The organism is Aeromonas sp. QDB63 (assembly GCF_027707425.1).
Lineage (GTDB): Bacteria > Pseudomonadota > Gammaproteobacteria > Enterobacterales > Aeromonadaceae > Aeromonas > Aeromonas caviae.
Map to the genome: position 1 here is coordinate 1 of NZ_JAPCIS010000050.1, position 19905 is coordinate 19905.

The window sequence follows — 19905 nt, forward strand, 5'->3', positions numbered from 1 at the left end:
ATCGGCTCAAACATGAAGAAATGAAATGACTGAGTCAGCCGAGAAGAATTTCCCCGCTTATTCGCACCTTCCTTAGGCTTAATGACGAATATATTGACTCTGCACGTATTTTCATCAAAAGAGACTTTCATACCATCTGTATCTATGATGAGTGCACCGGTCATCCCCTCGAAAAGGCATCATATACCTTACAGTTTATCGTGATAACGAAAATCACCCCCATGAGCATTTCACAATAAACTAATCCTTGGTGCTATCTCACTGCAACAAGCTCAGCGCTAATTTGGGACGACTGTTAGCTTGACTTAATATACTGGCACTGGCCTGCTGCATGATCTGCACCCGAACCATGCGTGCAGACTCACTCGCTATGTCAGCATCCCGAATCCGTGCGCGAGCAGCACTCAGATTTTCATGGCTCGTACTCAAACTACGCCCTCTCGCTTCGAGTGAGTTAGCCTGAGCGCCAATCTGGGATCGCTGTACGCCAAGCTGCTTCATGCCTGCATCCAGGGTCCTAATAGCACGACTGGCGTTGCTCTCGCTCAGCACATCAATGTTATCAACTGTATATTTCTGCTTATCTTGAAGGAAAAATCCAAGAGAGCCCAACGTGTTACCTTCCATATCAATATTTGAATATCGAGTACCTGATGAGCTCAGTTCAAGTTGTCCAATATAAGTTGTACTACTCACATCCGTGAGAAGGGCAGAAAGTGACGGATTAGCAGAGATTGGTGGAATAGGAGGAGCCGGAGGTGCAGGCTGGGGTGGCTGGGGTGGATGAATGCTGCCATTTGCCAGAGTAAGGCTATTTCCTTGAGAGCTATATATCGTAAGCTGATTATTAGCAGGGTTGTTGTTATACGAACCACTGACGGAAAATCCAAGACCTGCAGATTGTGCCGCAATGTTGATCCGATGGACGACCGTTGCCATCAACCAACTATTTTCCGACGTGGGGTTCACAGGATCCCAGCCAGTCATGTCGATGCCCGTTGTCAAATCCACCGTCTGTCCTTCGATATCGATATAGGAAGGAAGAGTGGACAGATCGATTGACGATCTTACCGAGAATGGGTGCTGTACAGCTTCTATCGGGCTCTGGTTATTTGGGAAGCTAGTGCTATTGATGTCAGCAACAAACGCTTCTAGCGTTGGATAGTTTGTGTCGAACGTCACGCCGTTGAGTGTGATAGGTTGGGCACCTAACTGAAGACCATCAATGCTGTGAGCACCAGGTTTACTGCTGGTTGGACTGCGAGACTGCCAAACCATTTCTCCAAGGTTTTTGGTTTGCGCATTCATATCTGTGATGACCATGTTTTGACCAGCATAAGCTCCTATAGAAAACACCCCTTCATATGTCCCGGCCAATAGGCTCTGTCCAGCAAAAGTTGTCTTGGTTGCGATCCGATCCATTTCCAAACGCATCTGCTGGAACTCCATATTGAGTGCTGCCCGGTCATCTGCCGAATTGATGCCACTACCAGCCTGCAGAGCAAGTGTACGCATACGCTGCATGAGATTCATCGACTCGTCCATTGCCCCATCAGCAACATTGATAACGGAGATGGCATCATTGATATTTCGAATCGCTCCATTGCTACCATTGATTTCGCTTGTCAGACGATTACTGATCTGAAGTCCCGCAGCATCATCTGCTGCGCTGTTGATACGCAAGCCCGAAGATAAACGCTTGAGAGATGAGTCAAAAGACCCCATCAGACTACTAAGATTACGTTGTGCAGCTATTGCAGTACTATTGGTGCGAATTGAGAGTAACATAGTGTCCTTGCCGCAGAGTCTAAGATTCAATCTAGTCTTCAATTACTATCGGCATTACCATATGAATCTTTATTAAAAATTGACTTACGATGTGATCGGATTTAACTCCATACATCCAGACACTAGTCCCTACTCCACTGTGGAGGAGATAGTGTTGTAACTATGTGAATCGCCAACAGCTTTGTAGACTCCTCTACACTTTTATCTTGCAACCAGTACCAGAACCATCAAAAGTGCACTATCGTACACTTTTAATTGCTGTTTGCTCTTACCATGAGTTAAGGTGTAACAACCTACACTTTTTTTCGTGATCATGATGGCAGACGCATCGTTGCAAACCGGCCCGAAAGCACTGGATCCCGCCTCGCTGGGGCTGGCGATCCGCGAGAGACGCAAAGCCGCCAGGATGACCCAGGAGGTGACGGCCTCACTGTGCGGTATCTCCAAGAAGACCCTGATCAAGATTGAAAAAGGGGGGGATGTCTACCTCTCGACCCTGTTGCAGGTGATGAAGGCGCTGGGGCTGCGCTTGCAACTGGTGCAGGAAATGGGCTCACAGGTAGCGAGCGGCAACAGCCAACCCGAGGTCGGTGATGATGGGTGGTTCTGAGCACCATCGGCTGGAACTTCGGCTGGGTAACCAGCTGATCGGCCATCTCGAATATGACTCCAGCCGGGATGCGTTTCAGCTCGGCTATACACCTGAGTGGCAGGCGCGTGGCTTCCCGCTCTCCCCGCCGCTGGCGCTGGATGGTTCGGCCAGCAGCGCCCAGATCCGGGCGTATCTCGGCAACTTGCTGCCTGAAAATCGCGGGCTGGAGCACCTGATTGAGGCGCTCTCCGTTTCGCGCAGCAATCTCTTTGCCCTGATCCACGGCATCGGTCGCGATGTCTCAGGGGCGGTCACCTTTACCCTGCGCGCAGAGCCCGACGTCCCCACCCATTTTCGCCCCATCACCCCGAAAGAGCTGTTGCTGCGCCTCGATCAGCCCGAGATCTGGCCGCTGGAAGTCTGGGATGGTCGCCCCCGCCTCTCGGTTGCGGGCGTGCAGGCCAAGCTCAACCTGCTGCGACTCGAGGGGACGCTGGGATTTGGCGAGGGCGAGCTCTGTTCCACCCACCTCCTCAAGTTCGAGCATCACCCTCATCTGGTGATCAATGAGTTCGTGACCATGCGACTGGCCGCACTGCTGGGCATGCCGGTGGCGCGGGTCGAACTGCACAGGGTCGGCCAAGGCGATAAGTCCCACCGAAGCTTGCTGGTGGAACGGTTCGATCGGCGCCTTGACGAGGATGGCTTGAGGGTACGCCGTCGTCACATGATCGATGCCTGTCAGGGGCTGGGGTTTCCCGTCGCCCGAAAATATGAACGCAACTTCGGTGACGGGCGGGACGTGGCCCATATTCGGGAAGGGGTGAGCCTGCCACGGCTGTTCAGTCTCAGCGCCCTCTGTGTCAATCCGGCGCAGGCCAGACTGGACATGCTGCAATGGCTGCTCTTCAACCTCTGCGTCAACAACCACGATGCCCACGGCAAGAACTACAGCTTCTTCGTATCAAAAGCAGGGCTGATGCCCACCCCCTGGTACGATCTGGTCAATGTGGGGCTTTACCCCGAGTTCAACCAGCATCTGGCCATGGCCATAGGCGACGAGTTTGCTCCCGAGGCGGTCAACGCATGGCAGTTGCTGGAGATGGCCGAGGCATGCGAGCTGCCCAAACGCCTGTTGCAGCAGACCTTGCACAAGATGGCCAGCGACATACTGCATCAGCTTGATGCCGCCATCGCCCTGGTTGAGACAGACAATCCCGCCGAGCTGGCTTATCTGGCACGTTACAGAGACGACGTTGAGCACCGTTGCCACCATTTTCAGGCGCAGGCGACGCTGTTGCCCGAGCTGCAACTGTAGCCAGACCTAGTCCCCCCCATGGGACGCAACCCAGCCTTGAGCCCATGACGGGCATTGCCTACAATGACCCACTTTTTATCACACTCAGGTAAATAAAATGAGCGACAACAAACCTGCACTGCCCGACCGTCTGGCGGCCAACCCGCGCAGCCCGCACCATGTGGCGGAGTGCTTCCAGCACGAGATCGGCATTCGCGTGAACGGCAAGGAGCGCACCAATGTCGAGGAGTACTGCATCAGCGAAGGTTGGGTGAAGATCCCCTCCCCCAAGGCCAAGGATCGCTACGGCAACCCCATGCTGATCACCGTCAAGGGCACCGTCGAGGCTTTCTACGCCTAAGCGGCCCTGACCGCGCGCCCCGCCGGGCCCGCCGCCATGCTGTTCAGAACACCGGCCTTGCGCCGGTGTTCTGCTGTTGAGGGCGGCCCAGGGTTACAGGCGCCTCTCTTTCATTGCTCTCTGTTGCCTTCCTGTTTCTTCCTTTCCCTCCCTTTCTTTCGCCTTTTCCTTTTCATCTGGGCCCTGAGCCGACAGGCGAGCCGCCTTTGGCATCCAGGCAGGGCGACACTCTTGTCATCCCTGCCGGTTTACCCAGACCATCACCGCATCACTCACCCTCGGGAGCGCGACTTGCCGCCCTGCCAGCGTTGCAGCGCAGCCCCCGCCAGCACCAGCAGGATGCCGAGCAGATCACTTGCGGCCAGCCGTCCGGCCAGGGCATCGAGCAGTGCGCCTCCCGCCAGCTGGCCCGTGACGATGAGCAGGGCGCAGGCCAGGGCGCCGATCCGGCCGATGGCCCAACTGCTGATGGCGACGAACAGCGCCCCCAGCACCCCGCCGAGCAGCAGCCAGGGATCGAGCCCGGCGAGCCGCTCCCAGGGTGCCCCTTTGAGGATGAGCAGGACGCCGAGCAGCCCGAAGCCGAGCAGGTGGTTGGCCAGCGACGCCGTCATGGCGCCCCGGGCGCTGGCGAGGCGGCCATTGAGGGTGCGCGACAGGCTCACCGCCACGCCGTTCAGCAGTCCCAGCAGGATCAATAGGGTCATGGTGTCTCTCCTAACGCAGCACGATAAGCAGTGCGCCGGCCATCACCAGCAGGGCGGCGAGCGCGTCTTTTCCCGAGGGGCGGCGGCGAGCCAGTCCGAGCCAGCCGAGGCCATCGCAGGCCAGGGTGCCCGCCATGCCGAGGGGCGAGTTGAGGCACAGGGCCGCCAGTACCACGGTGAGCGCCCCCGGCAGACCGCCGAGCCAGGCCCAGAGCGGGGCCGCCTCCGGCGTCGGGGGCCTTGGGGAGAGCCACCACAGGAGCCCGGCCACCAGGCTGCCGACCCCGTGGGCCAGCCAGCTCGCGAGCCAGGGGTCGGTGGCGCGGGACAGGGCGCCGTTCTGGGCGATCATCAGCGCCAGCAGCAGGCCGGCGGCGAAGGCGGCCAGGGCACCCAGGGTCTGGCCAAGTGTCTGGCCGAGGGCGGGGCGGCCGGGGCCGCGGTCAACAAGCGGGGGGATCATGGGGTTGCTCCTTGGTTGAACTGACGAGCAGGGTAAATTGTTTTTGATTTGGGGATAATCTACCATACTGGAACAACATTGTTTCCATATCGAGAACAACATGAACCAGGAAGCCTTCGCCCTGCTCCCCGCCTTCGTCGCCGTGGTGGAGTCGGGCACCTTCTCCGGCGCCGCCCGTCAGCTCGGCCTCAGCAAGTCGGTGCTGAGCAAGAAGGTGAGCCAGCTCGAGCAGGCCCTCGGCTGCCAGCTCCTCTATCGCACCACCCGCTCCCTCACCCTCACCGAGGCGGGGGAGCGCTACTTCGAGACGGTGCGCCATGCAGTGCGCCTGGCCAGCGACGGGGAAGATGCCATCGGCGCCCTGCAATCGGCCCCCCGCGGCCTGCTGCGGGTGACGGTGCCCATGGTCTATGGCCGGCGCCACATCGCCCCCCTTGTCCCCGAGTTTCTCGCCCTCCACCCCGAGGTGCAGTTGCAGCTGGAGATGAGCGACGCCCGGCAGGATCTGGTGGCCGAGGGGTTCGACGTGGCGGTGCGCATCGGCGAGCTGGAGGATTCGAGCCTGGTCGCCCGCCGCCTCGCCCCCTGTCTCAGCACCCTGTGCGCCGCCCCCGCCTACCTGGCGCAGGCCGGTACGCCCCGCACCCCGGCGGATCTCGAGCGCCACAACTGCCTCTTCTACTCCCTGTTTCGCGGCGGCACCCAGTGGCGGCTACACGGGCCCGAAGGAGAGGTGGCCATCACCCCCAGGGGCAATTTCGAGGTCAACAACAGCGATGCCATCCACACCGCGCTGCTGGCGGGGCTTGGCATCGGCAACATGCCGGACTTCATCGTGGCGCGGGATCTCGCCGCCGGGCGGCTGATGCCCGTCCTGCCAGACCATGCCCTGCCCGAGCACGGCATCTGGTGCGTCTATCCCAAGCGCCGCCACCTGCCCGCCAAGGTGGCGGCTTGGCTGGCCTTCCTGCAGGCGCGTCTGGGGCTGCGCTGAGGGGGGCATCGGGATAACCGGAACGGTTCACGTTTTTTTCATCGGGAAGGGAGTAGAGTAGGCAGCAAACCAAGCATCTGTTTTTATTGGAAAAGCATTCAGGGGACGAGCCACGGCATCGCGCCCCGCACCCCACAGGGAGCCCCATGATGAATAAAACCGCGATTGCCCTGACCCTCACCAGCCTGCTGACGCTGCCGCTCGTTGTCTCATTCGATGCCTGGGCCGCCCCGGTGCGCTCCCTGCAAAAGGAGCAGAATTACGAGCAGTTCATCAGCAAGCGCCAGGTGGTGGATCAACTGCTGGCAGACGCCGCCCGCATCTTCCACTCCCCTGCCCGGGTCTCCGATGCGGGCTTCACCGCCAAGATGCCGAGCAACATGGAGCAGGTGACCACCCTGCTGCTGGAGGCCCACCAGCTCGAGCCCTATCGCACCGATCTGCTCATCTCGGCGGCCAACGCCCAGATCTACAACGGCAACGTGGACAGGGCCATCGCCCTGTTCGAGCAGGCCCTCACCGCCGCCCCGGACGATCTGGACATCAACACCTATCTGGCCACCTGGCAGCGCTTCAAGGGCAACCAGGCCAAATCCGATGGCTACCTCAAGCGGGTCGGCGAGCTCAATGCCGGTCGCGCCGCCGACTTGCAGCGGCTGTTCGCCACCGTGGACAGGGTGGTCGCCACCCCCCTCAAGGAACGTCAGGGACGGGGCGAGAAGAAGGGGCGCCGCGCCATCGTCACCCTGGGCTATGCCCTCAATCCCGATGGCTCCATGCACGACATTCTGCTGGGACGCCTCGAGACCACCCGCGCCCTGGCCCAGGCCGATCCGGCAGCCCTCGTCATCCTCACCGGCGGCGTGCCCCAGAACCGCCAGACCGAGGGCAAGCTGATGGCGGACTGGCTGGCGAAAAAGGGCATCGACCGCTCCCGTATCATCGAGGAGAACTACGCCACCAGCACGGTGGAGAACGCCCTCTACAGCGGCTATGCCCTCGCCCGCCACGAGATTGAGTTCGCCACCCTGGTGAGCTCGGCGAGCCATGTGCGCCGGGGCCAGACCCTGCTGGAAATCGCCTGCTGGCAGAGCGGCCCGGCGAACATCCGCATCGACAGCGTCGCCTACCCGGACAAGCCCCTCTCGGCCCTGGCCAAGGCAAGCCCGGAGGAGCTGCTTGGCATCTACCGGGACGCCCTGCGCACCTATGGCCTGTGGAGCTACCGCTCGGCCCCGCTGGTGGAGCGCTGATCCCCCGGCATGGCGCCCAGCAAAAAGCCCGCCGGCTGGCGGGCTTTTTCATCATCTGACGGGCCTGGGTGTTGCTATCGGCCCTTGCGCTCCGGCCACCAGGGTGAAGCCCCGATGGCAGGTCTCAGCCCTTGAGCTCCAGCACGGTGGTGAAGCCTCCGAAAATCATGCGGGCGCCATCAAACGGCATGGTCTGGTGCAGGGGATTGGCGGGGTCCATCCTGGGGTCCTGCATCATCTTGCCCATGGCGTCGTCCCGCACCGCCTTGCTCGGCCACTCCACCCAGGAGAAGACCACGGTTTCATCCTCCCTGGCCGCCACCGCCCGGTAAAAGTCGGTCTGCTTGCCGTGGGGCACGTCGTCCCCCCAGCACTCCAGCACCCGGGTGGCGCCGTATTCGAGGAAGATGGGGTCAAACTGCCCCGCATGATCGATCAGGGCCTGCTTGTTGGCCGTCGGCACGGCGAGCACGAATCCGTCCACGTATGACATCAGAGGTTCCTCCTGTGAGTGAGGATCTCAGCATAGCAGCCGCCCTTCAGCCCGCGCTCTGCGCCGCCCCGCGCAGCCAGCCATCACAAAGAGACCAGCCGCTCCAGATCGCTGCGGGTCAGGCGCTTGCTGTCCACCTTCACGTAGAGGGAGTGTTCCTCGCGCACCAGCAGCACGTCGCTTACCCCCTCGCAGGCGCGGATCCGCTGCTCCAGGGCCGGGGTGGCCTCGACCCCTTCCGGCAGCACGATGCGCAGGCTGCTCACATAGGGGGGCTCGGCCATGGTGAGGCTCACCCCGAGCCAGGCGAGGGCCAGGGCGGCGCAACCGCCAAACACCAGGGGGCCGCCCCCCAGGCTGTAGAGCAGGCCGCCGAGACTGCCGCCGATGGCGACCCCGAGGAACTGACTGGTGGAGTAGACCCCCATGGCGGTGCCCTTGTAGCCCGGCGGGGACTCCTTGCTGATGAGAGACGGCAGCAGCGCCTCCATCACGTTGAAGCCGATGAAGAAGAGCTGCAACCCGGCGAGCAGACCCCACAGCTGCTGGCCGCTCTGCCAGAGCACCAGCTCGGCGGCCAGCATCACCACCACGCACCCGATGAAGACCCGCTTCATCTGGCGGTGCTTCTCGGCATAGATGATGAAGGGCACCACGCTCACGAAGGCGATCAGCATGGTGACCAGATAGGCCTGCCACTGGCTGTCACGGGGCAGGCCCGCACGCTCCAGCAGGGGCGGCAGGGCCACGAAGCTCGACATCAGCAGGGTGTGGACGCAGAGGATGCCGAGGTTGAGCTTGAGCAGGCGAGGGTTGGTGAGCACGGTACGAAAGCTGCCTCGCACCATGGCGGACTCGCGATTTTGCAGGTGGGCCGCCGGGGTCGGCACCACCCAGAGCACCATGGCGATGGCGGCCAGGGCCAGCAGGGCGATGAGCCAGAACAGGCCGGACAAGCCCAGGGCATGGGTGATGAGGGGGCCGGTCACCATGGCGATGGCGAAGGTGATGCCAAAGCTCACCCCGATGAAGGCCATGGCCTTGGTGCGATTCTGCTCCCGGGTGAGATCCGACAGGAGCGCCATGACGGCGGCGGAGATGGCGCCGCTCCCTTGCAGGGCGCGCCCGACGATGACCCCCCAGATGGCGTCGCTCAGGGCGGCGATGACGCTGCCAAGGGCAAACATCAGCAGGCCGCCGACGATGAGGGGCTTGCGCCCCACCTTGTCGGAGAGCAGGCCGAAGGGGATCTGGAACAGGGCCTGGGTCATGCCGTAGATGCCGATGGCAAGCCCGATGAGCGCCTCGGAGGCGCCCGCCAGGGACATGCCGTAGGTGGTCAGCACCGGCAGCACCATAAACATGCCGAGCATGCGCAGCGAGAAGACGGAGCCGAGCGCCCAGGTCGCGCGTCGCTCGCCCCTCGTCATGGTGAAATCATTCATGAGGGCCTCGATGAGTCAAAAAGAAGAGAGAAAGAAAGGGGTGACAGGCGCCCGGCCGCCCCGAAAAATCGGCGATGCCCCTCGCAGGGCGGCGCCCATAATAGCAGAGCCGGGAAGATTCCCGGCTCTGGATTTCATGCATTTCAGGGGTGCAGTTCACACTATCAGGGCAGCATGCTCACCAGCACCGGCGCTGCGTCCGGCTGGAAGTCCACCGACATCATCACGCTCAGGCAAGTAATGGTGACGATGGAGAACATGAACAGCTTGCGCGCCCAGAGGGAGTCGTCCACCGCCGCCTTGTAGCCCGACAGCGCCATCCCCAGCCACCAGACGCTCACCGCGGTGGCCACCACCAGATACTTGTAACCGGCGTAGCCGCCGAGGAACAGCATCAGGGTCGGCACCATGAACGCCAGGATGTAGAGGGTGATGTGGAGCTTGGCCACCGGGATCCCCTTCACCACCGGCAGCACCGGGATGTTGGCGGCCTGGTAGTCCTTGAAGCGGAAGATGGCGATCGCATAGGAGTGCGGCATCTGCCACAGGCTGAAGATCGCCAGCAGGATCAGGGCCCCCGAGTCGAACTGCCCGCTCACCGCACAGTAGCCGATGACCGGCGGCGCGGCGCCGGAGAGGCTGCCGACCAGGGTGCCATAGACCGAGTGGCGCTTCATGTAGAGGCTGTAGACCCCCACATAAACCAGGAAGCCCAGCACCGCCAGCAAGGCGGCCAACGGATTGGCCGCAAAGTAGAGCAGTGCAATGCCCGCAACGCCCAGCGCCGTCGCATACCAGAGGGAGACACCGGGGGCGATGAGCCCCCGCACCAGGGCGCGGTTCTTGGTGCGCTCCATGATGCAGTCGATGTCCCGGTCGATGTAGTTGTTGAACACGCAACCGGAGGCCACCACCAGTGACACCCCCACCATGGTCAGGATGAACAGGGGCACATCCAGGCTCCCCTTCGAGGCCAGCAGGAATCCCCCGATAACCGAGATGAGGTTGCCGAAGATGATGCCCGGCTTGGTCACTTGCAGGTATTGCTTCATCATCATCAACCCGCTCAGTGAACCATCATGTTGATGTTGAGGTTGTACATGATCCACAGGGAACCCACGACCACGATGGCGATGATGAGCACGGTAAAGACCAGTGCCACCAGGTTCCAGCGCTCCTCGGAGGAGGTGTTCATGTGCAGGAAGTAGACCAGGTGTACGAAGATCTGCACCACCGCCATGGCCACCACGGTGCCGAGCACCACGGCGTGGGAGGCGGAGCCGTCCATCACCATCCAGAACGGCACGGCGGTCAGGATGAGTGACAGCACGAAACCGATCATGTAGGACTTGACGCTGCCGTGGCTGGCGCCGTGATTGTCAACGGAATGACTCATTTACATGACCCCCATCAGATAGACCACGGTGAAGACGCAGATCCATACCACGTCGAGGAAGTGCCAGAACAGGCTCAGGCACATCAGGCGAGTGCGGTTGCGCTCGGTCAGCCCCTTCTTGGTGATCGACACCATCATCACGATGATCCAGACCAGGCCGCTGGTCACGTGGATACCGTGGGTCCCCACCAGGGTGAAGAAGGCAGAGAGGAAGCCGCTTCGATCCGGGCCCGCCTCGTGCACGATCAGGTGATGGAACTCGTAGATTTCCATCGCGATGAAGCCGGCACCCAGCAGGAAGGTGACGAACAGCCAGGTGTTGACTGCTGCGACCTTGTTCTTGTTCATGGCCAGCATGCCGAACCCGAAGGTGATGGAGCTCAGCAGCAGCAGCATGGTTTCGGCGAACACGAACGGCAGTTCGAAGATGTCCTTGCCGGTGGGGCCGCCGGCAGTGCCGTTGACCAGGACCGCATAGGTCGCGAACAGGGTCGCGAACAGGATGCAGTCACTCATCAGGTAGATCCAGAAACCGAATACCTTGGTGGCACCGGCATCGTGGTGCCCATCCTCATGGGCACCGTGAGAGTGATGTAGTACGTCAGTCGCCATGGAATTAAGCCACCTTGTTGATGTTGTCGAAATGCTGACCTTCGATGCGCTCGATCTCGTCAACCTGTACGTAGTAGTCCACATCGTCGTTGAAGCTGTGGATGATCCAGGTGGCGATCATGCCGATGAAGCCGGCGATGGCCATCCACCAGATGTGCCAGATCATGGCAAAGCCGAACACCACGCTGAAGGCGGCGATGATGACACCGGCACCGGAGTTCTTCGGCATGTGGATGGGGGCATACTGGGCAGGCTTCTTGTAAGCGCTGCCGTCAGCCTTGGCTTCCCAGAAGGCGTCCAGACCGGTGACCTTCGGCTCGATGGCGAAGTTGTAGAACGGCGGCGGAGAGGACGTCGCCCACTCCAGGGTACGGCCACCCCAGGGATCGCCGGTCAGGTCGCGGTTCTTCTCGCGGTCGCGGATGCTGACCACGATCTGGATGACCTGGCACAGCACGCCCAGGGCAATCAGACCGGCGCCGCAGGCGGCGACCACCAGCCAGCCGTGGAACTCGGGATCGATGTTCTGGCTGACACGACGGGTCATGCCCATGAAGCCCAGCACGTAGAGCGGCATGAAGGCCACGAAGAAGCCGGTGATCCAGCACCAGAAGGCACGCTTGCCCCAGACGTCATCCAGCTTGAAGCCGAACGCTTTCGGGAACCAGTAGGTGATACCGGCGAAGCAGCCGAACACCACGCCGCCGATGATGACGTTGTGGAAGTGGGCGATGAGGAACAGGCTGTTGTGCAGCACGAAGTTGGCGGCCGGCACGGAGAGCAGTACCCCGGTCATGCCACCCACGGTGAAGGTGATGATGAAGCCGACGGTCCACAGCATGGGCGAGGTGAACTCGATGCGACCGCGGTACATGGTGAACAGCCAGTTGAAGATCTTCACCCCGGTCGGGATGGAGATGATCATGGTGGTGATGCCGAAGAAGGCATTCACGTTGGCGCCGGACCCCATGGTGAAGAAGTGGTGCAGCCAGACGATGAACGACAGCACGGTGATCGCCACGGTTGCCCACACCAGGGAGGTGTAACCGAACAGCTTCTTCTTGCAGAAGGTCGCCACCACTTCGGAGAAGATCCCGAACACCGGCAGCACCAGGATGTACACCTCGGGGTGACCCCAGGCCCAGATCAGGTTGATGTACATCATCATGTTGCCACCCATGTCATTGGTAAAGAAATGGGTACCCAGGTAGCGGTCTGCGGTGAGCAGGGCGATGGTGACGGTCAGGATCGGGAAGGAGGCGATGATCAGGATGTTGGCACACAGGGCGGTCCAGGTGAAGACCGGCAGGCGCATCATGGTCATGCCAGGGGCACGCATGCGGATGATGGTGGCGAAGAAGTTCACGCCGGTCAGCAGGGTCCCCAGACCCGAAATCTGCAGACTCCATATCCAGTAATCGACCCCGACCCCGGGACTGAACTCCAGCCCCGACAAGGGCGGATAGGCCAGCCAGCCGGTCTGGGCGAATTCACCGACCCCGAGGGAGACGTTGATCAGCACCACGGCCGCGGCGGTGAACCAGAAGCTCAGGTTGTTCAGGAAGGGGAAGGCCACGTCACGGGCACCGATTTGCAGCGGCACCACGATGTTCATCAGACCGATCACCAGCGGCATGGCCACGAAGAAGATCATGATGACGCCGTGGGCGGTGAAAATCTGGTCGTAGTGATGGGCGTTCAGGTAGCCTTCGCCACCCCCGGAGGCGATGACCTGCTGGCCACGCATCAGCACGGCGTCGGCAAAGCCACGCAGCAGCATGACCATGCCCAGAATGAGATACATGATACCGAGGCGTTTGTGGTCGACCGAGGTCAGCCACTCTTTCCACAGATATTGCCACTTGCCGTAGTAAGTGATGAGACCGGCGATGGCCAGGCCCCCCAGAATGATACCGGCTATCGTGACCATGATGATGGGTTCATGGTACGGAATAGCCTCGAGTGTCAATTTTCCAAACATCGATTATTCCTCGGATCCTGCTTTCACACTCTTGTCGGCCGACATGGCCATGTGTCCGGCATGGGCGTCATGGTTCATGGCCTGGTTCTCCATGGCGTCCTCTTGCGAGGCCTCATGGTTCATCCCTTCGTGGTCCATGGCACCCGCTTTCGGGGCGGCGTCATGGTTCATGGCCTCGTGGTTCATGCCCTCGTGATCCGCGGAGCCCGCAGCCGGGGTGGCGTGACCACCATGGGACATGCCGCCCATGAACTTGTTGATGATGTTGACGAACAGCTTGGGATCGGCGCTGGCGAAGTACTCCACCGGGTGGTTTTCGCTCTTCTTGGCCAGGGCATTGAACTCATCCATGGTGCTCAGGGCCTTGGAAGAGGCCTTCACCTTGGCTACCCAGGCGTCGAAACCGGCTTGGTCCTGGGTCGCGATGGCCTTGAACTTCATGCCGGAGAAACCGGCACCGCTGTAACCGCCGGAGATGCCCTTGTACTCGCCCGCCTCGTTGGCAATCAGGTGCAGCTTGGTCTGCATGCCGGCCATGGCGTAGATCTGGCCGCCCAGTTGCGGGATGAAGAAGGAGTTCATCACGGTGTCGGAGGTCACCCGGAAGTTGACCGGGGTGTTGACCGGGAAGGCCAGCTCGTTGACCGACGCAATGCCCAGCTCCGGATAGACGAACAACCACTTCCAGTCCAGGGAAATGACATCCACCTGAACCGGTTTGACGTCCGATTCCAGCGGCTTGTAGGGGTCGAGGGAGTGGGAAGTTTTCCAGGTGATCACCGCCAGGATGACGATGATGATGACGGGTACAGTCCAGACGACTGCCTCAATCTTGTTGGAGTGGGCCCAGTCCGGCGCATAGGTGGCACTGGTGTTGGACGCCCGGTATTTGTAGGCGAACGCCACCGCCATGACAATCACGGGCACCACCACGATCAGCATCAAGCCGAGTGCGGTGAGTATCAGTGACTTCTGCTCCATACCGACCTGCCCCTTGGGGCTCATCAGTGCCATGTCGCAGCCACTCAGCAAGCTGGCGGTCGCGAGCAGCAGCAAAGCGCCCAAGCCCCTCTTCACATCAAAGAGTCTCATGCAATGTCCTCATCTTTTGAAGGCTTATTGGTATAAAAAAATGCAGTATTTTATTGCATCAGACCGGCATGTGAACAACATGAAAAATTAATCCCAAAAATGTTCAAAAGGTGATGGAAAGCGGTATCAGATGTTAATCCCTTGACAATGACCAATTTATTCAAGTTACACCGCGGCAATTCATCTTCCGTTAATCTCTTGCGCCACCAAAAGTGACCACCAATTAACCAAAAAGATCCATCTGGTCTGTTTTTAACCCGCCATTGCGATCAAAAAAGAGCCATACAGCCCCTTTTCGACTCACAGGTCATTTCTCCACACCTTGATCTGGATGGGTATTTTTCTGGGAAGATTAAAAAAATAATTAATCAAACGAATGTATGATTAACTTCCCGTCCCCCGACAACGGTCGCAACCCCTGGCGCCAGAAGGCACACTTCGTAACAAAACGGGCCCTTGTGCGGGCCCGTTGACAATCGTTTTCTCTCCCTCACTCGGAGTCGGAGTCGGAGTCAGGAGTGATCGTGTTCCATCCGGGTCGCCACGGCGATCCGGTTCCAGGCGTTGATGGTGACCACCTGCATCAGGCACTGGGCCAGCAGGGTTTCCCCCAGTTGGGCCAGCGCCGCCTCATAGGTCTGCGTCGTGAGCCCCTTGTCGGCGATCAGGGTCACCTCGTCGGTCAGGGCCAGCACCGCCCGCTCCCGGGCGTCGAACAGCGGCGACTCCTGCCAGGCGGCCAGCGCCAGCAGACGCTGGGCGCTCTCCCCGTGCTTCATCGCCACGTCGGCGTGCATCTCGATGCAGTAGGCGCAGCCGTTGATCATGGAGGCGCGCAGCTTGATGAGCTCCTTGAGCGACAGGGGAATGTCGGTGCCCCCGAGGTAGGACTCAAGGCCCATCATGGCCGAGACGGCGGCGGGCACCTGGTTGGCGAGCTGGATACGGTGTGACATGGCAAGACTCCGGTGATGGACCCCGGATGGGGCGGTGAGCTGATTGTTCACTTTTTCATTGTTGATTAGAATATCGTCATAACCTGCAACAGTTTTGCGTTTATCGCAAAGGTGAATCCATGCTGGATCGCATCCGCATCCTGGCCCAGGTGGTGGAATCGGGCAGTTTCTCCCGTGCCGCCCGCGCCCTCAAGCAGGCCCCCTCCTCCGTGACCCGTGCCATCGACGCCCTGGAGCAGCAGCTCGGGATCCCGCTCTTCAAGCGCAGCACCCGCCAACTGGTGCTGACCGAGCAGGGCGCCTATTTTCTCGCCCGCTCCCTGCCCCTGCTGGAGGAGGCGGATCAGCTGGTGCAATCCCTGCAACCCCTCTCGGTGGCGCCAGAGGGGCCGCTGCGGGTCTCGGTGTTCGAGAGCTTCGGCGCATCCTGGCTCTCTCCCCGCCTGCCCGACTTCCTCGCCCGCTACCCCGGGGTGCGCCTGGAGGTTGCGCTGGACAACCGCATGGTGGATCTCGATGCCGAGAACGTGGACGTGGCGGTGCGCATCGGCAAGCCCGCCGACAGCAGCCTGCACACTCGCCATCTGCTCACCAACCGCTCGCTGCTGGTCACCTCCCCCGCCTATCTGGCCCGCCATGGCGAACCTGCTCATCCCGCCGAGCTGGCCCACCACAACTGCCTCATTCGCGGCCATGGGCGCCAGCGCCAGCACTGGTACTTCCAGCAGGGCACGGAGCGCGAGAAGGTGGCGGTGCAGGGCAACCTTGCCTCGGTCGGGGGCACGCCCCTGCTCTGCGCCGCCCTCGCGGGATGCGGCGTGCTGCTGCTGTCGAGCTGGATGGTGCAGCAAAGCATCGACGAGGGCACCCTGCTGCCGCTGCTGCCAGAGTGGCTCGCCTCCCCCTACGAGGATCGCCAGGACGAGATCCACGCGGTGTTTCGTGGCGGCCGCTTCCTCAAACCCCAGACCCGTGCCTTCATCGACTTTCTAGTCGAGGCGATCAGGCCCTTGCAAGGGCCGCGCTGACCGCAACAGGGCCTCCTGGCGAAACGCTGAAAACGCAGACGCCGGGCACAGGGCCCGGCGTCTGGAAATGAGGGTCGCCACGGCGACCGCTCAGCGTGATTTTCGCCCGTCAGGGCTCGGGGAGAGCCCCCGATAATCCCCGTAGGGGAAGATGTTGCGCAGGCGCTGGGCCACGGGCTCGGGGATGGAGCGGGAGAAGACCAGCCTCACCCCGTTGCCGTCCCGCAGACCCAGGATGCGCCCGCGCACCGGCTCATGGTGCAGGATCTGGGTCGCCTGGGTCACAAAGCGCGGCGGCACCGAGCCCCGCTTCACCACCACCTTGCCCGGCGCGAGCCGGACCTCGAACAGGGCACCGCGCCCCAGCGTCATCAACCACCCGATCAGGGCTATCGCCACCAACAGAGACAACCAGGCCATTGCGTCTTCCTCCCGTCAACCCGATGTTCGCCAGTATAACCGGGGGCGCCCCACCATGACCCGGCCGCCATCACGCTTTCACTCACTGCCGGGCCTTATCGGCGCCCCTTGCCCCAGGCCACCAGGGTATCCCGATAGAGGGCGAGCAGGGCCTGATCCCGCACCGCAACCCCGACCTGCTGGGCCGGGCATTGGGCCCACTCGTCATGGGGATGGCGGGTGTCGTCAAACTTTTGCAGGGTATGGCCGATGGCGGGCCCCTCGGTGATGACCCGCACCGGCCCCTTGCGCAGGGTGAACAGCGCAGGATCGATCACATAGGCGATGGCGGAGGGATCGTGCACATGGCACCCCGCCATGCCGATGCGCTCGGAATAGAAGCGCAGGTAGAAGCGGCTGACATCCCACAGGAAGCGGCCCGGCTCCCCCGCATCATCCCGCAGGGCATCCAGATAGTCGGCGGTGAAGATGCTCTGCTGGGTGACGTCGAGCCCGATGATCACTAGGGGCCAGGGGGCGGTGAAGACCCGGTCCGCCGCATCGGGATCGTCGTGGATATTGGCCTCGGCATAGGGGGTCACGTTGCCGCGATGGCCGTTGACGCCAAAGGCGCCGCCCATCACGACCACTTCTTTCACCAGGGTGGCTACCTCGGGGGCCGCCTCGAGCGCCAGCGCCAGGTTGGTGAGGGGCCCGATGGTCACTAGCGTGATCTCGCCGGGGTGGGCCTTCACCGTCTCGACGATGTATTGCCAGGCCGGGCGGGGATCCGGGATGAGGGTCACCTCCCCCGCCTGGACGTCGCCAAAGCCGCTCGGGCCGTGCACCACTGTCGTCGGCCCCACGGGCTCGCGCAGCAGCGGCGCGGCGGCGCCCCGGGCCACGTCCGCCTTCATGCCATATTTTTGCTTGAGCCAGAGGGCGTTGCGGGTGCCATTTTCGATGGTGGCATTGCCAAACACCGTGGTGATGGCGAGCAATTCGATGGCAGGGTGCGCCTCGGCAAACAGAATGGCCATGGCATCGTCGATGCCGGGATCGGTATCCAGAATGATCTTGTGGGTCATGGGTCCTCCGTGAAACGAGCTGCCAGTGTAGCGGGCCGCCGCCGCTTTGACAGCACCGGGATCACAACCTCGGGGCTTCCTTTGCATCAGGCATACTGGCGGGAGCACTCACCCCTGGGGTCAGGGCAGGAGTCACTCGGAAGGGGCGACCACGGCCTCCTCTCCCCTGGCGGTGCGTTTCAGTTGCCCCATGAATTGCTTGAAATGGGGGAGAAACCCCTTGAACAGCTCCTCTTTGCGATGCTGCATCATGACTTCGCCAAACAGCTTCAACCCGACGATAAACGCCTGATGTTCCTGCTCCGACATGGCCAGCTTCCCCTTGCTGAGCGCCAGGATGGCAAAGATGTCGTCGTGATTCTGGCAGTCGAACTGCAACGGGGGCACCTCGCGGTCCAGCGCCTGGACCTGTACACGATAGGTGTGTGGCATCTTTCATCTCCTCTCGGGCTGGGCTTTTGCCCATATGGTTGATAAAATCAATTAAACCCTTTCAAGTTGACTTTATCAACCATGAAGTTATCAAACCGCCTCTTCCGGATCCTCGATCAGTACAAAATCGCCATGACGCAGCATTTTCGGGCACAACAGATCGCCCTTAGCCCCCTCCATTACAAGGTGCTGCAACTGATCCATGCGCTGGATCCCGCCACGCCGCAGCTCATCGCACAGCGGTCGGGCCGCGACAAGGCGCAGGTGACGCGCCTGCTGCAGGAGATGGAGAAACAGGGGCTCATCGAGAAGCGGCCCCATCCCACTGACAGACGCAGCATCTGTCTGGCCTTGACCCCGCTGGCCTGCGAGCGGGTCAGCCAGGGGGAGCAGCAGGCCGCACGGCTCGACGAACGGCTGTGTTCCCTGCTGACGCCGGCGGAGATAGCGCAGTTGCAGCAACTGCTGGACAAGATAGAAAAAGGGCTTGAGTCAACCGATTAGGGTCAGCGTCAGGGGGGCCGCTGCCTGATTTGTGGCCAACCAGCGCGGCCTGCGCTGGCGGCGCCTTGTGAGCCACTCCCGGAGATGGTATCACTGGCCCCACTCTCCCCTTCCCGCCGAGGCGCCATCGTGATCACCCTGATTAAAGAGTCCGACCAGTTGAAAATGCCCTGGAAGAACAGGCAGGGCACCACGGCCCAGATCCTGATCTCTCCCCCTGGTTCGACCCTGGACAAGCTCGACTTTGACTACCGGCTGAGCTCGGCCCCCATCAAGGAAGCGGGGAGCTTCTCCCACTTTCCCGGCTACCAGCGCATCCTGCTGCCCGTCAGCGGTGCCGGTTTCGTGCTCAACGGCCACCCCTACGCCACCTTCGAGGCGGCCCACTTCAGCGGGGATGACGAGACCCGCTGCGAGCTGCTGAAAAAAGAGGTGACGGATCTCGGGCTCATCTACCACCCGGCGCGCATCAGCGCCAACGTGCGGGTGCTGAACCTGCCCTTCCCCCTCAGCCTTACCCTGGAGGCGGACAAGTGCTACCTCTGCCACCTGCTGGAGGGCCAGCTCACCGTGCAGGGGCAACAGGTCGCACCGGGCGAGACCCTGGTGGTGCAGGGGGAGGAGAGCATCCGCTTCGAGTGCGGCAAGAAGACCACCCTCGCCTTCTTTACCCTGCAAGCAAACGTACAATAACCGCAGCCCATTTATGACTAGGCCAAAAAATCATCTGAAGATTGATATTTGGCCTCATGGGAGTAGTATGGGTCTCTCTGGTTTATGTGATGAGAGATCCTATGCAATACACATTGGACGGATTTGAAGCACCACCTGAGCTCAGTACTGAAGAAGAAAAAAGTAATCAACAGTTGCAGACAAAAATAAGGGGCATCTTAGAGGAATTTAAATATGCAGAAGGAAATAACCTTGCTATTCCCAAGACGTTCAAGACTAAATAACTGATCCCAATAGTGCTACACCTTCGCTGTGCCATAGCCATTCCCCGGGAAAGGAGACACGGTATCCA

General features: G+C 61.1%; 22 protein-coding genes and 1 pseudogene. 9 read left to right on the plus strand and 14 right to left on the minus strand.

Translation table 11 applies throughout. The features are described from left to right. Positions 1-258 precede the first annotated feature (258 nt). Entirely contained in the window at positions 259-1788 is a 1530-nt protein-coding gene (locus tag PG879_RS19530) for a flagellin N-terminal helical domain-containing protein (protein WP_210600783.1), read from the minus strand. Between the two features lie 316 nt (positions 1789-2104). Here PG879_RS19530 and PG879_RS19535 point away from each other — a divergent pair, with 316 nt between their 5' ends. The 3 genes from PG879_RS19535 (at position 2105) to PG879_RS19545 (ending at position 4038) form a co-directional block, all read left to right on the plus strand. After that, entirely contained in the window at positions 2105-2398 is a 294-nt protein-coding gene (locus tag PG879_RS19535) for a helix-turn-helix domain-containing protein (RefSeq protein ID WP_223917222.1), read from the plus strand. Next, entirely contained in the window at positions 2382-3698 is a 1317-nt protein-coding gene (locus tag PG879_RS19540) for a HipA domain-containing protein (RefSeq protein WP_270830591.1), read from the plus strand. The genes PG879_RS19535 and PG879_RS19540 overlap by 17 nt, the downstream gene beginning before the upstream one ends. 97 nt (positions 3699-3795) lie before the next feature. Then, positions 3796-4038 carry a DUF3297 family protein gene (locus PG879_RS19545; RefSeq protein ID WP_005302916.1) on the plus strand — a complete coding sequence of 81 codons (243 nt, stop codon included), beginning with the start codon at positions 3796-3798 and terminating at the stop codon, positions 4036-4038. Between the two features lie 272 nt (positions 4039-4310). Here PG879_RS19545 and PG879_RS19550 read toward each other — a convergent pair whose 3' ends face one another. Further along, positions 4311-4745 carry a DMT family transporter gene (locus PG879_RS19550; RefSeq protein WP_113736103.1) on the minus strand — a complete coding sequence of 145 codons (435 nt, stop codon included), beginning with the start codon at positions 4743-4745 and terminating at the stop codon, positions 4311-4313. Positions 4746-4755: 10 nt separating this feature from the next. After that, entirely contained in the window at positions 4756-5208 is a 453-nt protein-coding gene (locus tag PG879_RS19555; RefSeq protein WP_210600782.1) for a DMT family transporter, read from the minus strand. Between the two features lie 100 nt (positions 5209-5308). Between PG879_RS19555 and PG879_RS19560 the strand changes: the two genes are divergently transcribed. Both PG879_RS19560 and PG879_RS19565 read left to right on the plus strand, forming a co-directional pair. Further along, entirely contained in the window at positions 5309-6202 is an 894-nt protein-coding gene (locus PG879_RS19560) for a LysR family transcriptional regulator (protein ID WP_202211476.1), read from the plus strand. A 149-nt stretch (positions 6203-6351) separates the two neighbouring features. Continuing rightward, the gene (locus tag PG879_RS19565) at positions 6352-7455 is read left to right on the plus strand and encodes an ElyC/SanA/YdcF family protein (protein WP_202211930.1); all 1104 of its coding nucleotides are present in this window, start codon (positions 6352-6354) and stop codon (positions 7453-7455) included. A 124-nt stretch (positions 7456-7579) separates the two neighbouring features. Here PG879_RS19565 and PG879_RS19570 read toward each other — a convergent pair whose 3' ends face one another. From PG879_RS19570 to PG879_RS19605, 8 genes and pseudogenes are all read right to left on the minus strand, one after another. Continuing rightward, positions 7580-7948: a DUF1428 domain-containing protein gene (locus tag PG879_RS19570; RefSeq protein ID WP_010673687.1), complete on the minus strand. Its 369-nt coding sequence runs from the start codon at positions 7946-7948 to the stop codon at positions 7580-7582. Positions 7949-8031: 83 nt separating this feature from the next. Further along, positions 8032-9393: an MFS transporter gene (locus PG879_RS19575; protein WP_041213223.1), complete on the minus strand. Its 1362-nt coding sequence runs from the start codon at positions 9391-9393 to the stop codon at positions 8032-8034. 164 nt (positions 9394-9557) lie between these two features. Continuing rightward, entirely contained in the window at positions 9558-10451 is an 894-nt protein-coding gene (gene cyoE, locus PG879_RS19580; protein WP_010673685.1) for a heme o synthase, read from the minus strand. An 8-nt stretch (positions 10452-10459) separates the two neighbouring features. Then, the gene (locus PG879_RS19585; RefSeq protein ID WP_010673684.1) at positions 10460-10789 is read right to left on the minus strand and encodes a cytochrome o ubiquinol oxidase subunit IV; all 330 of its coding nucleotides are present in this window, start codon (positions 10787-10789) and stop codon (positions 10460-10462) included. Beyond that, positions 10790-11437: pseudogene (locus PG879_RS19590) on the minus strand (cytochrome o ubiquinol oxidase subunit III); the annotation flags it as partial. It lies immediately after the preceding gene. Then, positions 11406-13382: a cytochrome o ubiquinol oxidase subunit I gene (gene cyoB / locus PG879_RS19595; RefSeq protein ID WP_041211612.1), complete on the minus strand. Its 1977-nt coding sequence runs from the start codon at positions 13380-13382 to the stop codon at positions 11406-11408. The gene cyoB and the pseudogene PG879_RS19590, both read right to left, overlap by 32 nt. Before the next feature lie 3 nt (positions 13383-13385). Further along, positions 13386-14474 carry a cytochrome o ubiquinol oxidase subunit II gene (gene cyoA / locus PG879_RS19600; RefSeq protein WP_080767819.1) on the minus strand — a complete coding sequence of 363 codons (1089 nt, stop codon included), beginning with the start codon at positions 14472-14474 and terminating at the stop codon, positions 13386-13388. Positions 14475-14986: 512 nt separating this feature from the next. Then, positions 14987-15430, minus strand: a complete 444-nt coding sequence (locus tag PG879_RS19605) for a carboxymuconolactone decarboxylase family protein (protein ID WP_041214824.1) — start codon at positions 15428-15430, stop codon at positions 14987-14989. Positions 15431-15549: 119 nt separating this feature from the next. Here PG879_RS19605 and PG879_RS19610 point away from each other — a divergent pair, with 119 nt between their 5' ends. Beyond that, on the plus strand, positions 15550-16458 hold the full coding sequence (locus tag PG879_RS19610; RefSeq protein ID WP_210600780.1) for a LysR family transcriptional regulator: 909 nt from the start codon (positions 15550-15552) through the stop codon (positions 16456-16458). Between the two features lie 90 nt (positions 16459-16548). On the opposite strand, the gene PG879_RS19615 is transcribed toward PG879_RS19610, so the two are convergent. The 3 genes from PG879_RS19615 to PG879_RS19625 all read right to left on the minus strand — a co-directional run bounded on the left by PG879_RS19615 (position 16549) and on the right by PG879_RS19625 (position 18377). Continuing rightward, the gene (locus tag PG879_RS19615) at positions 16549-16878 is read right to left on the minus strand and encodes a DUF3634 family protein (RefSeq protein ID WP_039039207.1); all 330 of its coding nucleotides are present in this window, start codon (positions 16876-16878) and stop codon (positions 16549-16551) included. Between the two features lie 95 nt (positions 16879-16973). Further along, the gene (locus tag PG879_RS19620; RefSeq protein ID WP_270830592.1) at positions 16974-17945 is read right to left on the minus strand and encodes a nucleoside hydrolase; all 972 of its coding nucleotides are present in this window, start codon (positions 17943-17945) and stop codon (positions 16974-16976) included. A gap of 132 nt (positions 17946-18077) precedes the next feature. Beyond that, positions 18078-18377, minus strand: a complete 300-nt coding sequence (locus PG879_RS19625) for a DUF3861 domain-containing protein (RefSeq protein WP_042014216.1) — start codon at positions 18375-18377, stop codon at positions 18078-18080. A gap of 81 nt (positions 18378-18458) precedes the next feature. On the opposite strand from PG879_RS19625, the gene PG879_RS19630 reads away from it, so the two are divergent. From PG879_RS19630 to PG879_RS19640, 3 genes are all read left to right on the plus strand, one after another. Further along, a complete protein-coding gene (locus PG879_RS19630; RefSeq protein WP_010673675.1) occupies positions 18459-18881 on the plus strand; it encodes a MarR family winged helix-turn-helix transcriptional regulator in 423 nt (140 codons plus the stop codon). A 129-nt stretch (positions 18882-19010) separates the two neighbouring features. Further along, complete coding sequence (locus PG879_RS19635; protein WP_210600777.1) at positions 19011-19574, plus strand: HutD family protein; 564 nt, start codon at positions 19011-19013, stop codon at positions 19572-19574. 101 nt (positions 19575-19675) lie between these two features. Beyond that, on the plus strand, positions 19676-19837 hold the full coding sequence (locus tag PG879_RS19640) for a hypothetical protein (RefSeq protein ID WP_270830593.1): 162 nt from the start codon (positions 19676-19678) through the stop codon (positions 19835-19837). The last annotated feature ends 68 nt before the right edge of the window (positions 19838-19905 follow it).

Bases quoted from the DNA above. Each gene is read 5' to 3' on its own strand.
- PG879_RS19530 (WP_210600783.1), bottom strand. From the start codon at position 1,788: ATGTTACTCTCAATTCGCACCAATAGTACTGCAATAGCTGCACAACGT.
- PG879_RS19535 (WP_223917222.1), top strand. From the start codon at position 2,105: ATGGCAGACGCATCGTTGCAAACCGGCCCGAAAGCACTGGATCCCGCC.
- PG879_RS19540 (WP_270830591.1), top strand. From the start codon at position 2,382: ATGATGGGTGGTTCTGAGCACCATCGGCTGGAACTTCGGCTGGGTAAC.
- PG879_RS19545 (WP_005302916.1), top strand. From the start codon at position 3,796: ATGAGCGACAACAAACCTGCACTGCCCGACCGTCTGGCGGCCAACCCG.
- PG879_RS19550 (WP_113736103.1), bottom strand. From the start codon at position 4,745: ATGACCCTATTGATCCTGCTGGGACTGCTGAACGGCGTGGCGGTGAGC.
- PG879_RS19555 (WP_210600782.1), bottom strand. From the start codon at position 5,208: ATGATCCCCCCGCTTGTTGACCGCGGCCCCGGCCGCCCCGCCCTCGGC.
- PG879_RS19560 (WP_202211476.1), top strand. From the start codon at position 5,309: ATGAACCAGGAAGCCTTCGCCCTGCTCCCCGCCTTCGTCGCCGTGGTG.
- PG879_RS19565 (WP_202211930.1), top strand. From the start codon at position 6,352: ATGAATAAAACCGCGATTGCCCTGACCCTCACCAGCCTGCTGACGCTG.
- PG879_RS19570 (WP_010673687.1), bottom strand. From the start codon at position 7,948: ATGTCATACGTGGACGGATTCGTGCTCGCCGTGCCGACGGCCAACAAG.
- PG879_RS19575 (WP_041213223.1), bottom strand. From the start codon at position 9,393: ATGAATGATTTCACCATGACGAGGGGCGAGCGACGCGCGACCTGGGCG.
- cyoE (WP_010673685.1), bottom strand. From the start codon at position 10,451: ATGATGATGAAGCAATACCTGCAAGTGACCAAGCCGGGCATCATCTTC.
- PG879_RS19585 (WP_010673684.1), bottom strand. From the start codon at position 10,789: ATGAGTCATTCCGTTGACAATCACGGCGCCAGCCACGGCAGCGTCAAG.
- cyoB (WP_041211612.1), bottom strand. From the start codon at position 13,382: ATGTTTGGAAAATTGACACTCGAGGCTATTCCGTACCATGAACCCATC.
- cyoA (WP_080767819.1), bottom strand. From the start codon at position 14,474: ATGAGACTCTTTGATGTGAAGAGGGGCTTGGGCGCTTTGCTGCTGCTC.
- PG879_RS19605 (WP_041214824.1), bottom strand. From the start codon at position 15,430: ATGTCACACCGTATCCAGCTCGCCAACCAGGTGCCCGCCGCCGTCTCG.
- PG879_RS19610 (WP_210600780.1), top strand. From the start codon at position 15,550: ATGCTGGATCGCATCCGCATCCTGGCCCAGGTGGTGGAATCGGGCAGT.
- PG879_RS19615 (WP_039039207.1), bottom strand. From the start codon at position 16,878: ATGGCCTGGTTGTCTCTGTTGGTGGCGATAGCCCTGATCGGGTGGTTG.
- PG879_RS19620 (WP_270830592.1), bottom strand. From the start codon at position 17,945: ATGACCCACAAGATCATTCTGGATACCGATCCCGGCATCGACGATGCC.
- PG879_RS19625 (WP_042014216.1), bottom strand. From the start codon at position 18,377: ATGCCACACACCTATCGTGTACAGGTCCAGGCGCTGGACCGCGAGGTG.
- PG879_RS19630 (WP_010673675.1), top strand. From the start codon at position 18,459: ATGAAGTTATCAAACCGCCTCTTCCGGATCCTCGATCAGTACAAAATC.
- PG879_RS19640 (WP_270830593.1), top strand. From the start codon at position 19,676: ATGCAATACACATTGGACGGATTTGAAGCACCACCTGAGCTCAGTACT.